A 13811-nucleotide genomic window follows, 5' to 3' on the forward strand; every position below is an offset into this window, starting at 1 on the left:
GTGAGACTTCATTCACTTGGCAGTTTTCGGCCAGGAGCTGACGAGCATCGGACCGAGCTCTTGTATTGGAGGCTGTACCAGACCATGCCAACTTCAGCGAACGAAATCTCAAGTTGAATGAACTTCATAAGCGACGTTAATGAAGGATCATCCAAGATGATTGTGATGGAGCCGCCGCTTTAGTTGCTAAAGGCACAGGCGTCCGCTTAGATCTGTTAAAAACTGAGCCGGGTATTGGGAATAAGAATGCCTCTGATGGTCCTGCGACAAGATCACAAGCCCAGAGATGTGCATTAGCCCAGTTAAGCTGATTTGACGTGTCACGAGGGAGATGTGTTGTGCTGTACGCAAGACATCATCGACATACAACTTGAGAAGATAGGATCATGACCCAGCCGCATTCAACACGCCCGCCCGCTTACGCACCGAAGACACGGTATACACCTGCGATGAAGCTTCTCTTTACGTTGGGCCTTGCAACGCTATGGACTAGCGCCCAAGCCGCTAGTTTTGATTGCAACAAGGCCGCGGGCACTACCGAAAGGTTGATCTGTAGCGATGCCGAGACATCCGCGCTGGATGGAAAATTGCAAGGCGCCTATGAAACAGCACTAGCCGCAACCGATGCCTATGGCAAGAAAGAGCTGGGGAAAGAACAGCGCAACTGGATCAAATACGCTCGTGACATTTGTCAAGACAGCGCCTGCCTGCAGCAAGCATACACAACCCGAATCGCCATGCTGGCGCGTAATGAGGAACATATTGCCAATGGCGAGGCGTACTCAGACTGCAAGCTGCCGGGCAACCAAACCGTTAGTGGCGAATGCGTGAATGTTGTGCCGATTCGTGATCCCAACTCCCGTGTTGAATCGTTCAACCAATCGTTGGCGCATCAGAAGCAAAACGGCCGGATCATCGGTTGTAGCCGGCTGATAGATCTACCGGTTGGCGCCGCTGGGAGTAATCACAGTTTTGGCGGCTCCTGCGTATTGCAGGAAGGTACGCAGCGCAAGAACGTGCGGATCTGCAACGACGATATGTTCGGGCATTTCCAAGTCGAGCCGTCCACGCCACAGGATGCCTCAGACAAGCGCCTGGTCGACTTTATTTACGCGCAGTGCTATGGCGGTTGACGGTAAGCGCCCGGGCTTATCCGTGATTTTGTGTGCGAGGCATATCGAAATCGGAGTCTGACACCGTTGTTAATGGCGGCGGGTTCGCTCACGGTGGTTTCCGCCATGGATGTGGGCGCAGAACGGGAATGCAGGTGAGCCGATGCTAACGGGGCTTTAACGCGGCCACAAGTTCCGTCGAAATGCTGCCTGTGATACTTGATTCACTTGGCCGCTTCCGGCCATGAGCGGACGGTCAACGCCTGAGCTCCGCCGGCGACAGCCTGCGCAGCGGGATGACAGTCAGTTACAGCGAAATATCAGAGGACAATTTCATGGACTCAAAGCATCCAGCATCAGCGATGCAATGTTGCCCATGGACTCCACAGAAAATGTGGCCTGCATCAGTGTAATCCCGCTTATCCATGGCCGACCGTGCCCCGTGCCTTCCTTATTGCGGAGCGCATTTAAGGCACAGGCGAGCTCATATGCGGCGCGTTCCATACGCTTATGCGCAGGCTCACCTGAAACAACGGCATCACCTGGGGTTGCCAAACCGAGGGCGGAGAACGCTTGCCCTAACAGTGTCGGAAAGTTCGACGTACTCGGATAACTACCCCACCTTTGAACGAGCACGTGGGCAGCTGTTGCTTCAAGTAGGTCTTTGGCCGTTCCAGCAAGAAGCGGACTGTCCAAGGCTCCTCGGCGTGCACGATCTGCGTACGTGCGCAATGCAGCAGTACGTTCCTTACCGCTCAGGGAATCAAGGACCTTTGCCTGAAGTGATCCGTCTGGCAATAGGTCCCACCCTTGTGTGGTGAAAGCCGAGGCAAGATTTGCAACAGCCTCAGCGCCGCAGTAGTTGGTGGAGGTTTCGCGGAACCCTCCGTGGCCTTGAACCGTGGCAACAAGACCAGCTACAAGTGTTTCTCCGGCAGCAAGGTTATTCGAAAGCGCCCAACTTAAGACTCCACGCACACGCTTGGATTTTCCGACTGGTTTTCCGTTTGCGCGCCCCGGATCAGCAGACGCCAAGCCGGCTTTGTCGATTTGGAATTCGATATCCGAGTGCGCTGGGTCGCGCCGGTCGCCTTGAGAATCGTCTACCAGCTGAGAAACTGCCACAACGATAGCGTCTGTAAGTGGTGGTCGATTCGCCATGATGCGGTTCTTGTCCCCTAAACACTGAATAGGCGGACCCGTGGGTCCACGTACGCGATCACGCCTAGAATTTCTGGCGCAACCACTTGTTCTGAATGAAGCATATCGTTGTGGGGGCCGGCTGACAACCAAGCCTATAGTCGGAAGAAGAACCGGGCTCGTGAACGACTGCTAGGGCCGTAAGCGTCCTTTTTGTTAGTGAAAATGGGATTCCTTTCATCGAAGGAGAATTCCATAAAACCGGACCTCGATGAAGAAAAACCGCACTTCCCTTGGAACAAGGGGAGTCTTGTTGGCCAAAAGGCTCCGTTGAAGCTAAGAGAAACCTGGGCAATCCGTATACGGCTGCAGCTAGCTGAAAAGGTGCGGGATCTGGCTCTATTCAATCTAGCCATCGACAGCAAATTACGTGGTTGCGATTTGGTCAACTTGCGCGTTTGCGACATTTCACAAGGGAAGAGCGCTTACTCGCGCGCTATCGTTATGCAGCGCAAGACGCATCGGCCAGTACAGTTCGAAGTTGCCGAACTGACACGACAGTCGGTGGCTGCTTGTATAGATGCGGCGCGCCTCGCTTCAGACAACTATCTATTTCCAAGCAGGGTAGCCAAGTCGCCGCATCTTTCTACGCGCCAGTACGCACGCATCGTTGCGGGTTGGATCGCGTCGATCGGTTTAGACCCTGCGGTATGGCACGCACACTATGCGCCGAACAAAGGCCACGCTGATCTACCGGCGAACGAAGAACCTTCGCGCAGTCCAACTTTTTCTTGGACATACTAAGTTAGAAAGCACGGTGCGATACCTCGGCATAGAAGTCGACGACGCGCTGGAAATCGCAGAGCAGACAGAAACGTAAGGTTTGCTTACAATCGGACAGCACATCTATGTGGATTGTCGCTGTCCAGCCAGGAGCGGGCAGCTGACCGATCTGGAAATTTTTGGGTTGGCCTACAACCAACACGCAAACAATTGTTGTCCGATGAGCATGACTAGATTCAATCTGTAGTTAGCCAGCAAAGGGAGCTTCGGTGCCAGTCGAAACAGAACAATACGAAGAGCTTGGGTTCGTCAAGTACTCCGGTAAGACTCTTATAGATGGCGTAATTGATGCAGGTAGCGCCGGATCCGCCCTCGTTGGGCTTGATGAGGCCGTCCGCTTCTTCAACTCGCAGCAGTCTCCAGACTTCTCCACATTTCAATACGATGTTCCAGTGCAAACTCGCACTGGCTCATGGGAAGCAGTAGTTGTTGCTAGTGCTGCCATCGGTGGAGCATTCGCGCTCGGTTATGCAAAGAAAGCTGGTGAAAAACTTGCCGAAAACGATTTCAAAGACCTCGGCCTAAAAGACATCCTCAAGAGATCGATGTCAGCTCTTCAGACTCTTGCTAAGCTCATAAAGCACACTCGACGCTCTCGTAACTGGGATCGCGTGCGCATCGAGCCGTCACTCGGAACTGACACCGTTCTGGTAGCCAATGACAACGGCGACGAGCTGTCGATCCCCATCGAGTACTTTCGTTGGTATCAACAACTCCCGCCTCGTCTACTTGTAAAAATGACTTCTGTGATTCGAGCTGATCGAGTTCTAACCATTGGAGTCGTTAGGGCGGCCGGTGTTGAGGAAGTGACCATCGTCGAAGAAGAAAAATCTCTTTTCAATCAATCGCAGGAAGACGAATACGAAGAGGCGCTTCTATTTCCGGAGCTACATCATGGGGCAGAAGCGAAATTGGAAGGTCGCCTCATTCGTGGCAGCGAAGCATCTAACTCGGTTGGCCTGGAGTATATGGGTCACGTCATCAATTGCGTGCCAGCGCACGGGAATATTCGCCAGTACAAAGCCGCGCTATTTTTGCACTGCAAAGTTGAGGGGAAAATCACTCGCCACGCCAAAAATCGTTTTGTCGCAGATCGTAGGCCTACGCTCATCGTGGAGAAAGTCACTCCCCTCGAAATAGACGGCCAAATGGGGCTGTTTCCTGGCTAATGCGTCATTGCTGCTTACGACAACCGTTGAACATCAGCGTTGATTTTTCCGGCTTGAAGAATATCGGCTACTGGTCGGTATGCGACGATCATGGTCGGCCATAGCGGTCTTTGCACCATGTCCGAAGTCTCTACTGACCGTCTCATCATTTGCATCCGTCTTGCTTTAGGGGGCTGGAACTTGGAGTGCTTCCGAATCGATGAAAGCGGCTACACAGGCTTTGACCTGCTGAACTCGGAGCAGAGGTTTCAAGGCGCGACGGCGATCGCCATTGACGACGCCGAGGCCAAGCGCCTGATCCGCGAGCACTTTCCGAAGCTGCAGGCGGACGAGCTCAAGTACCGGGCCCTGGCGCGACGGCCGGCCAACCGCCCCCGCCTGATGGCGCTGCAACGCGACCTGTTGGGCCACCACAAGTGCGTGACCTACGTCTGCGACAAGCGCTACCTGTTGCTGCTGATGTTCCTGGATTACGCCGTCGAGCCGTTCTACTACGAGCGCGGGATGGACTTCTACGAGGACGGGCAGAACTACTCGCTGGCATCCCTGCTGTACACGGTGGGGCCAACGCTGCTTGGGCGAGGCGCTCTCGACCGCCTGCTGGCGGGCTTCCAGCGCGCGGTAAAGGAGAAGAACCCGGCGGCGCTCGTCGACTTGGTCCAGGCTGCGCGTGCCTCGCGCTGGCAGGAACTGCCGGAAGCGCTGGGGCCCTTGGCGCAGTTCGCCGCCCCAGAGTGCCTGCGAGCGATCGCCACGCCAGGCGTCAGCACGGATGCCGCCCTGGTGGTGCTGCAGTCCCTGGTCAGCCGGATGGAGGTCATGGCCGACGGTCCGTATCGGGTCGAGCACGACCAGTCGAAGAACCTGGTCACCTACCATGACTTGCTGCAGCGCTACATCCGCCACGAGGAAAAGGTCACGTTCCGCCAGTCGGAGATCGCCAGTATCACCTTCCCGCTCAAGCTCCAGTCGGTAACGCAGGTCGACTCCCGGAACAGTCCCGCTGTGCAGCTGGCGGACGTGATGATCGGCGCGGCCATCGAGGCGGCGAACACGCTCACGGGACACCGTGCCGGGGCGCTGGACGCACGGGAGGTGATGGCGATGTATGCCGACCACCAGCTGATCCACATGCTGCCCTCGATCGATTTCGACGAGCAGAAGCGCTTCCGCCAGGGGACGCAGGCGGCCAGGGTCATCGACTATTTTGCAAAGAACTTCCACACGCCATAACTGCGAAGGGAAGCACGATCCACCCGCCGCCAGGGCGTGGGCGGCCGATGAGTATCGCCAAGGACGCCATCCAAAGCGTCTTTCTGTGTAGAGAGGGCCGCATGGCAAGCATCGTCTCGGAGTACCACCGCTTCTTGGCGCACTTGGCGCAGCAATACGTGCACGACGACGTGCGCCGGCTCGCGCACCTGGTGCTTGATCACCTGCAGCCACTGGCCGAGGTCGGTGCTGCGCGCCGCGGGCGATCGACGCACCTATTTTCTGCCGCCTGCTCATTCAAAATTCTACGTTTTGGGGAAACCTGATGTTCTGGAAAATTCGTCTATTTCTTATTGCTGTCTTCTTCACGACATTTAGCACCGCCAGCGCTCAGACAGCTCTTGACCAGTTGGTGTCTGCTAATAGACAGAAGCAGCTCGGTTTTGACAAGCTGTCGGCTCAACAGCGGGCCGAAGTAGCGAAGCTACTTCTAGAGGTCTATCAAATTGGAGAGCAAGCAGGTAAGAAGGCGGCGCAAATCTCGAAACCAAGTGGTGCCGCAGGTGCTCCAACCTCATCCGTCATCGAATCACAAATCGATGGCCAATTTGATGGCTGGGAAGGAGAGACGATTGTCAAACTTATGAACAGCCAGATTTGGCAGCAAACCGAATACCACTATCACTACCATTACGCGTTCATGCCAAAGGTACTTATCTACCGTAGCGGTGGAGGATACAAAATGAAGGTGGAGGGTGTAGAAAAAGCGGTTGGCGTCGAACGCATGCGTTGAAGATGCATAACCTCAACGATGACGCGCGGTTAATTTTTCGGCGGACGCCCGCACCGGGTCGGAGCGGGCATCAGCATGGGTCACCTCCGGCCAGGAGCCGACATTTCAAGGCACATGAGCTATAGAAGCTTATCGAAAAAATGCATACCTCAACTGTTCGTGAGTAAAAGCAGCATGTCTATATCATCAACTCAGTATTCCATCGAGAAACACAAAGACATGTACGCCAGGTGGTGCGCTGCGGCCGCGTATGGCCGTGGTCTAGCAGGCGGTGGTAGCTCTCTGGCTTTTAGACTGATTGAGGTAAGTGGCCTAGATCAGGTAGCCGGCCCAGAGGACATTGGCCAAGACGTCGATGAATGGCAGATGAGCTTTATGAAGAAAATCGAGTCGGAAGCTGTGCATCTGGGGATCCGCGATTTTTCCTTTGGCCGCGCTCAAAAGCTGGTCAATATCTACTTAAAAACGATATTAGTCTGCGGAGGTCATCATCATCATCCGAACGTTGCCTTGCTCCATCCACCGCTAGACTACGAACTGTTCAAAGGGCTACGCACCTTTCTGTCGAAAAACCGCAAATGTATGTTTGAGGCTCGTTCAGCATTTCTCGCCGCGCAAAAGAGTAATCCGCGGTGGACTAATTTTTCTGAGGCTGACTACGTAGCCCACATAGATGCTATCAAGTTACTAATGGCTGGCAAGCCGCTTTATCAGGTCGAGGAACACTGGAAATTCTGATTTGGAGACTTGTTACGACCAACTTTGAACTCTTACGAGAGACAGATTTGGGTCGGAAGCAGCCGTACCGCTCCGACCGCTTCTACCCGACAGCGTGGTGCATGCCGGAATTTCATTAGAATCGCCGTGTACACAATAGACGCGGGACGGCTCAACAAGGGAGTGATGGATGCGCATCATGGTGGCCCCTGACTCTGGGCACCCGGCGGTGGTGCTGCGACAGCTGGAACGTGCTGACGCGGACGATTGGTACTCTTATCTTGCCTTGCCACAAGTGTTCCAGCACACAAGCTGGAATCTGGGCTCGGCTAAAGACCTGTCTCGCTTGTTTGACTTGTTCGATTCTGCATCCGAGGACTCGGAACGCCGCCTGGCAATCATCGACAAACTACAGGATCGGCTCATCGGGACGATTGGATTTCACACCGTGTCAAACGCCAACAAAACGGCCGAGATTGCTTACGACATCGCCCCCTCCCATTGGGGATTGGGTATCGCGAGTGCTGTATGCGACGCCGTAACCCGTTGGGCCTTCTCTTCATACGGTTTTGTCCGTGTTCAGGCGACGGTCCTGCACACAAACTCGCAATCGGAGAACGTGCTCAAGCGATGCGGCTTTCGACGCGAAGGACTATTGCGTTCTTACCGAATGGTACGAGGAACGCCTGGGGACTTCGTGCTGTATTCAAAGCTCCCCACTGATGAGAACTGAGAACTGAGAACTAAGCGACCGTATCATGGGCGGGAGCGTAGTTTTCCAAAAGACGACGTACGGCCAGAAGCGGTCGGCCGACGATTCTGGATATGCTGTTTCCACATACAAGCAACCCGAAATTCTGGTTCCTGGCGAAATGATGACGAACGTTCGGGCGGGCTATGAGCAGCAACTATGCGACCTCGTCGAATCCTCTGAGCAACTGATGGCTGCGCTGCGGGCGGTTCGCTGCCTTGGTTTGCCCTCCTGGTGCATTGGTGCAGGGGCCATCAGATCTTTGGTATGGGATAGTTTGCATGGCTTTCAGGAGCCCTCGAACTTAGATGACGTGGACGTTGCATACTTTGATGCCGAAGCGCCTCTAGCTCTGGATGCCGAACTTCAAGAGCGGCTGCAGTTGCTCCTTCCCTCGTTAACTTGGGAAGTGACAAACCAGGCAACAGTGCATGAGTGGTTCGCAGAAGCGCTCGGTCAAGTGGTTTCACCCCTGAACTCTTTGGACGATGGGCTGGCCACTTGGCCAGAGTTTGCCACCTGCGTTGGCATTTACCTGGACGATGATGAATCATTGAAGGTCATAGCGCCGTACGGACTGAATGACCTGTTTGAACTGCGAGTTCGGCACAACCCTCGGCGGGCGAGCGTCTCAACGTTTATGCATCGCGTGCATTCCAAGCGATTCGGACACCGTTGGCCTCGGCTTTCAATCTGTACACCCTGACCGCACGTAGGACCGCTCCGCGTGGAAAGGCGTCCCTCATCACCCAGAACCCGCCGCGATAAACTCGCTATTCAAACGGAGGCACGAACATGAAGCCACGAGTTACCGTTATCACCCTGGGCGTTGAAGATCTTGACGTGTCGTTGAGCTTCTACCGGGATGGGTTAGGCCTTTCCAGCGACGGCATTGTAGGCAGGGAATTCGAGCACGGCGCCGTTGCGTTTTTGGATTTGCAGTCCGGCGTGCGCTTGGCGCTTTGGCCGCAGAGCAGCATTTCTCATGACACAGGATTGACGACAGTGCCGTTCAATCCGACCCAGATGACGATGGGTCACAATGTCTCATCAAAGGTCGAAGTGGACACTGTCATGGCTCAGGCCGGTGCGGCAGGGGCAACGATCGTCAAGCCACCGCATGAAACGTTCTGGGGGGGGTACTCGGGATACTTTCAGGACCCCGACGGACATCTATGGGAAATTGTCTGGAATCCGCAGTGGTTGGAGTGAAAGCTGATCTGGCGCGACACCTGAACTGCCGGCCAAAGTAGCCGCCTCCCAGGACGGCAATGGGTCGGAAGACGTCGGCGGAAAGCGACGGCCTGGGTCAGGATTCGCAGACCCAGGCGATGGGCACGTCGTCTGCGGCAAACTGCATGGACGGCCAATAGCCATCCATGAACCAGGTCGCGTCGCGCGCCGCCAGGTGCGGCACGTAGCCGCCGACGGTCGAGACGACCAAGTCCGATAGGACGAAGTGTTCAAGGAACGCCGCCGGGGGATCGTCGGGCTCGCCGCCGTCGCGCCCCGCGCGCCATAGGAAATGCAGCGCTGCGTTGCGGTGCGCGGCCAAAACTTGGGCAGTCGAGCGGGCCCGCGCCAGCAACGGCGCAGCCGCCTGCGGATCGGCCGCAAGCAACGCCACGCGCAGCCGGCCACTGTCTGCGGTTGCACAGTCCAACCAGGTTTCGTGAGCAGGAATATTGTCGTGGGTATACGCCTTTGGATCGGGCGGCATAGGGGGCTGCGCAGGCGGTTGCATACGGCGTTACGCCAGAAGCGCCGCCATGGCGCGGCCCGCAATCATGTCTTCGAACAGGGCCGCGAGATTCGGGGCAACGTCGCGCGTGTCCTCGAATTCCGGCTCGATGCCGTGCACGATGCGGCCCGAGTCGCGTTCTATGGCCATGAATTCGTACGCGCCGGCAACGCTCATGTAGATCGGCGTGTGCTGTTGCCAGAAGTCCAGGACCGCCTGCCGGCCGGCGTCGTCCAGCGCTGCGTCCAGACTGATATCGCGCAGGGTGTGCCAGGGAAAGGCGCTGTCCGCCGTGCCGTCATGGTCGGCTGCGCTCAGGAACCAGCGTGTCTGGTCCGCGTTGTGCAATTCGGTGAATGTCGCCAGGAAAGCGCCATAGCCGTGCGCGTCGCGCGGCGCGGCCGCTGGCGTCGAGGTGGGCGTGGTCCGCAGCACCGTCCAGCCACGAGCGGCGAGATAATCCAGGAAGCGTTGTGGCTGCGATGTCATGTCGGTTTCCTCGGAGAGGGTATCGATGATATTGCAGTCTGACGCCTTGTTTAAACGCTTTGTTTATGACGCGCGTGGTCAAAAGAAAACACGAACTCCCCGCCCAAGGTTGACCAAACTAGGGCATCCCCGCCCGGTATCTCTTTGTTACGCCAATCTCGTCCCTGCGGTATGCTACTGACCGCCATAGATCTGGAGTGAGGAGAAAAACATCATGACGAATACCCCCCGAAGCGCGGTCCGCCGTGCCTTGTTGCAGGGCGCCGTGGCGCTGGCCGCTACCTTGCCGTTTGGTGCGCCCGCGCTGGCGCAGGCGACTGATTTCCCGACGAAGCCGATTCGCTTTGTTGTGCCTTACCCGCCTGGCGGTCCGCTGGACACCATGGCCCGCATGTTGGCCGAGAAGGTGCGCGGTTCGCTGGGTCAGCCCGTGATCGTGGAAAACCGCTCGGGTGCGGGTGGCAACATTGGCGCCGACCTGGTGGCCAAGGCGCCCGCCGATGGTTACACGCTGGTGATGGGCGCGGTGGCCACGCATGCGATCAACCCGTGGTTGTTCGCGAACCTGCCCTACGACCCGGTCAAGGATTTCGCGCCCGTGACGATCGTGGCGTCGGTGCCGAACGTGTTGGTGATGAACGTTGAGTTCGCCGACAAGAACAAGATCAAGACCCTGGCCGACCTGGTCGACTACGCCAAGAAGAATCCGGGCAAGCTGAACTACGGTTCAGGCGGCAACGGCAGCGCGGGCCATCTGTCTGGCGAGCTGCTGAAGGCGCGTGCCGGCATCAACGTCGAACACATTCCTTACCAGGGCGCGGCGCCCGCGCAGTTGGCGCTGTTGTCGGGTCAGTCGGATTTCATGTTCGACAATCTGGCGGCGTCGGCGCCGTTGATCAAGGACGGCAAGGTGAAGGCGCTGGCGGTGACGACGGCCAAGCGTTCGTCGTTGCTGGCGGATGTGCCGACGGTTGAAGAGTCGGGCGTGAAGGGCTTTGATCTGGGCACGTGGTTTGGCGTGTTCACGACGGGTGGCACGCCCGCGCCGGTGGTGGCCAAGCTGAACAAGGCGTATGCCGATGCGATGCAGCAGCCGGATGTGAAGCAACGCCTGTTGACGATGGGTTCGGAAGCCGCGCCGATGACGCCGGAAGCCTTTGCTGACTTCGTGAAGAGCGAGAAGTCGAAGTACCAGGAAATCGTAAAGATTTCTGGCGCGAGCTTGAATTGATGGGTCGTTGATTCAACGCGACAGCAGTTTTGGGGGCAGCGTGAGCTGCCCCCTTTTCATTTATGGCGTGTGGATCTACGGCGTGCTTATCTACGCCGCCCCTATCGCCGGTCTATCCGTTCCCGGCCGATCCGTTCCCGCACCCCCAACTTCCCCCGCCTACATCTTGCAATCCGCCGCGTGCACATCGGTGTGGTCGCGCGCCAGCACCTTCAGGTTTTTGTAGACCAGCTTGCCGTCGCTGCCAGGCTCGATGTGCAGCAGATACCAGTCCTGAACCGGATGTTGATTCGGTCCGAACTTGAACTTGCCGCGCACGCTGGGGAAGTCCGCCTTGCGTAGCGCATTGCGAAAATCGTCCGGGCGACCGGTGATGTCGCCATTCACGGCTTTCAGGGCCGAGGCGATCAGGTTGGCGGTGTCATACGCCTGTGCGGCATACGCAGTGGGCGGGCGGTTGTAGGCCTTGGTGAACGCCTGCACAAAGTGCTTGTTCTGCGCGTTGTCCAAGTCGGCGCTCCATAACGAACTCAGATAAAAGCCCTTGCTGGCCGTGCCCGTCGCGGCCAGCATGCGGTCGTCCATCGAGTAGATCGGCGTAATCATTTTGATCTTGTCCGATAGCCCCGAGTTGGCGAATTGCTTGGTCAGGTTGATGCCCGCACCGCCCGGGTGAAACTGAAAAATCGCGTCGGGATTCAACGAGCGGATGCGCGCCAGCTCTACCGAAAAGTCCGACTGATCCAGCTTGGTGTAGATCTCTTCCGCAATCTCGCCCTTGTACGCGCGCTTGAAACCGGCGACCGCATCACGCCCGGCTTGATAGTTGGGCGCCATGACGACGACGCGCTTCACGCCCAGTTCGTTGGCGGCGATGCCGGCCGTGTCGGCGTAGGAATCGTTCTGGAATGCGACCGCGAAATAGTTCTGGTTGCAGGCCTTGCCTGCGTAGTTTGACGGCCCCGCGTTCAAGCTGACATAGAAGCCGCCCGCGTTCAGCACCGTGGGGCCAACGGCCGCCATCACGTTCGAGAAGTTGACGCCCGTGAACAGGCGCACGCCGTCCTGCACCATCTTGTCGGCGGTCTGCTTGGCGTTGGCCGGCTTTAGCGCGTCGTCTTCCACACGCACGTTGACGGGCACGCCGCCCAGTTTGCCGCCGCCTTCCTTCACGGCCAGCATGAAGGCGTCGCGCTCGTCTTCGCCGATGTAGCCGGCGGGGGTGGACAAGGTGCCGATGAAACCGATGTCCAGCGGCTTGCCTTGCGCGCCGGCGGCGCATGCCGTCAGCGTTAACGCCAGGGCGGCGGCGCCCCGTAGGGTGTGGCTTGTCATGGTTGTCTCCAGTGGTGCTTCGTTGTTTTTGCTTTGTATTGATATGCCCTAAGTGGACGCCAGGCAGCCTTCCACCTTCCAGCCATACAGCCACTGCAACGCGTCATAGAACTGCGACTGGCTGCGGCCCGTCCACAGCGTGTTACGCACGGTGCGTTCCACACCGCGCGCGTGATACAGCCTGCCCATCTCGCGCGTGGACCACACGACACGCGCGCTGCGCGGAATGCGCACCGATTCGTACAGGCGGAACGCGGCGTCCAGATCGTCGCCGCACTGTTGCACCGCGACCCCCAGCGTGACCGCGTCTTCCAGCGCCATGCAGGCACCTTGCGCCATGTATTGCGTCATGGGATGCGCCGCGTCGCCCAACAAGGTGACGCGGCCCTGGCCCCAATGCGCGACCGGTTCGCGGTCGGCGGTGGCCCAGCGCTTCCAGGACGTGGGCCGATCCAGCATCTGGTGTGGACGCGGATGAATGCCTTCGAAGTACGACAGCGCCTCTTGCTTGCTGCCTTCGCGCACGCCCCATTCCTCTTGTTCGCGGCTGTGAAACGTGACGACCAGGTTGTATTGCTGTCCGCCGCGCAAGGGGTAGTGCACCAGGTGGCAGTGCGGCCCGGCCCACAGCACGGGCGCGTTGATGCGTAGTTCGTCTGGCATGTTCTCGCGTTCGACGACGGCGCGGTAGACGACGTGGCCGGTCACGCGCACCGGGTCGCCCACCGTCTGCGCGCGGATGACGGACTTGACGCCGTCCGCGCCCACCAGCGCGTCGGCACGATAACGGTTGCCGTTTGTGTCCACCACTTCCACGCCTTGCGCGTCTTGCGACATTGCGGCGATTTGCGTCGACGTACGAAACCGGATCAGCGGGTTTTGCTGCACGGCTTCAAGAATGGACAGGTGAATGTCGGCGCGATGGATCACGGCATATGGCCCGCCGAACCGCGCACGAAAAGCGTCGCCCGTGTCGATGCGTACGACTTCTTTGGCGTCGACGGCGTCCATCATGATGATGTGGTCGGTGAAGACGGCGCGTGCCCGTGCGGTCTCGCCCACGCCCAGCGCGTCCAGCGCCGCGAACGCGTTGGGCCCCAGCTGTATGCCCGCGCCGATTTCGCCAATGTGCGCGGCCTGTTCCAGCAGTTGTACGGCGATGCCTTGCCGCGTCAGCGCCAGCGCGGCGGCCAGGCCGCCGATGCCGCCGCCCACCACGATCACGGACCGCGTCGGCTTGGCTGAAAGTGAAGATGCGTTCATGTTGGCTCCCGCGGG

At 58.0% G+C, this 13811-nt stretch carries 15 protein-coding genes and 1 pseudogene; 11 read left to right on the forward strand and 5 right to left on the reverse strand.

Translation table 11 applies throughout. From position 1 onward, the window contains the following. Window positions 1-386: 386 nt before the first annotated feature. Window positions 387-1133 (forward strand): lysozyme inhibitor LprI family protein, encoded by a 747-nt coding sequence (locus YH64_RS21595; RefSeq protein WP_255444651.1) that lies wholly within the window; start codon window positions 387-389, stop codon window positions 1131-1133. Between the two features lie 312 nt (window positions 1134-1445). On the opposite strand, the gene YH64_RS21600 is transcribed toward YH64_RS21595, so the two are convergent. Further along, window positions 1446-2273, reverse strand: coding sequence for an abortive infection family protein (locus tag YH64_RS21600; RefSeq protein ID WP_082134359.1), 828 nt, complete (start codon window positions 2271-2273; stop codon window positions 1446-1448). Window positions 2274-2477: 204 nt separating this feature from the next. On the opposite strand from YH64_RS21600, the pseudogene YH64_RS21605 reads away from it, so the two are divergent. From YH64_RS21605 to YH64_RS21645, 9 genes and pseudogenes are all read left to right on the forward strand, one after another. Further along, window positions 2478-3132: pseudogene (locus tag YH64_RS21605) on the forward strand (tyrosine-type recombinase/integrase). A 172-nt stretch (window positions 3133-3304) separates the two neighbouring features. Then, complete coding sequence (locus YH64_RS21610; protein ID WP_046803293.1) at window positions 3305-4264, forward strand: hypothetical protein; 960 nt, start codon at window positions 3305-3307, stop codon at window positions 4262-4264. A gap of 117 nt (window positions 4265-4381) precedes the next feature. Then, window positions 4382-5497: a DUF3800 domain-containing protein gene (locus YH64_RS21615; RefSeq protein WP_255444652.1), complete on the forward strand. Its 1116-nt coding sequence runs from the start codon at window positions 4382-4384 to the stop codon at window positions 5495-5497. Window positions 5498-5598: 101 nt separating this feature from the next. Next, on the forward strand, window positions 5599-5802 hold the full coding sequence (locus tag YH64_RS21620) for a hypothetical protein (protein ID WP_143215482.1): 204 nt from the start codon (window positions 5599-5601) through the stop codon (window positions 5800-5802). After that, window positions 5802-6269, forward strand: coding sequence for a hypothetical protein (locus YH64_RS21625; protein WP_052945936.1), 468 nt, complete (start codon window positions 5802-5804; stop codon window positions 6267-6269). The genes YH64_RS21620 and YH64_RS21625 overlap by 1 nt, the downstream gene beginning before the upstream one ends. Window positions 6270-6443: 174 nt before the next feature. Continuing rightward, window positions 6444-7007, forward strand: coding sequence for a hypothetical protein (locus YH64_RS21630; RefSeq protein WP_143215483.1), 564 nt, complete (start codon window positions 6444-6446; stop codon window positions 7005-7007). A 169-nt stretch (window positions 7008-7176) separates the two neighbouring features. Next, a complete protein-coding gene (locus YH64_RS21635; RefSeq protein ID WP_046803295.1) occupies window positions 7177-7719 on the forward strand; it encodes a GNAT family N-acetyltransferase in 543 nt (180 codons plus the stop codon). Between the two features lie 25 nt (window positions 7720-7744). Then, the gene (locus tag YH64_RS21640; protein WP_370512770.1) at window positions 7745-8443 is read left to right on the forward strand and encodes a nucleotidyltransferase family protein; all 699 of its coding nucleotides are present in this window, start codon (window positions 7745-7747) and stop codon (window positions 8441-8443) included. 89 nt (window positions 8444-8532) lie between these two features. After that, on the forward strand, window positions 8533-8949 hold the full coding sequence (locus YH64_RS21645; protein ID WP_046803296.1) for a VOC family protein: 417 nt from the start codon (window positions 8533-8535) through the stop codon (window positions 8947-8949). 97 nt (window positions 8950-9046) lie between these two features. Here the strand turns inward: YH64_RS21645 and YH64_RS21650 are convergent, their stop codons facing one another. After that, the gene (locus YH64_RS21650) at window positions 9047-9457 is read right to left on the reverse strand and encodes a hypothetical protein (RefSeq protein ID WP_255444655.1); all 411 of its coding nucleotides are present in this window, start codon (window positions 9455-9457) and stop codon (window positions 9047-9049) included. Window positions 9458-9487: 30 nt separating this feature from the next. Continuing rightward, entirely contained in the window at window positions 9488-9967 is a 480-nt protein-coding gene (locus YH64_RS21655; protein ID WP_046803298.1) for a hypothetical protein, read from the reverse strand. A 214-nt stretch (window positions 9968-10181) separates the two neighbouring features. Here YH64_RS21655 and YH64_RS21660 point away from each other — a divergent pair, with 214 nt between their 5' ends. Beyond that, window positions 10182-11198, forward strand: coding sequence for a tripartite tricarboxylate transporter substrate binding protein (locus tag YH64_RS21660; RefSeq protein WP_143215484.1), 1017 nt, complete (start codon window positions 10182-10184; stop codon window positions 11196-11198). A gap of 159 nt (window positions 11199-11357) precedes the next feature. Here the strand turns inward: YH64_RS21660 and YH64_RS21665 are convergent, their stop codons facing one another. Both YH64_RS21665 and YH64_RS21670 read right to left on the reverse strand, forming a co-directional pair. Further along, window positions 11358-12533 carry an ABC transporter substrate-binding protein gene (locus tag YH64_RS21665; RefSeq protein ID WP_046803300.1) on the reverse strand — a complete coding sequence of 392 codons (1176 nt, stop codon included), beginning with the start codon at window positions 12531-12533 and terminating at the stop codon, window positions 11358-11360. A 48-nt stretch (window positions 12534-12581) separates the two neighbouring features. Further along, window positions 12582-13796: a 3-hydroxybenzoate 6-monooxygenase gene (locus YH64_RS21670; protein ID WP_046803301.1), complete on the reverse strand. Its 1215-nt coding sequence runs from the start codon at window positions 13794-13796 to the stop codon at window positions 12582-12584. Window positions 13797-13811: the final 15 nt, after the last annotated feature.

Origin of the sequence: Achromobacter sp. LC458, from assembly GCF_001005835.2 — a bacterium.
Taxonomy (GTDB): domain Bacteria; phylum Pseudomonadota; class Gammaproteobacteria; order Burkholderiales; family Burkholderiaceae_B; genus Achromobacter; species Achromobacter spanius_B.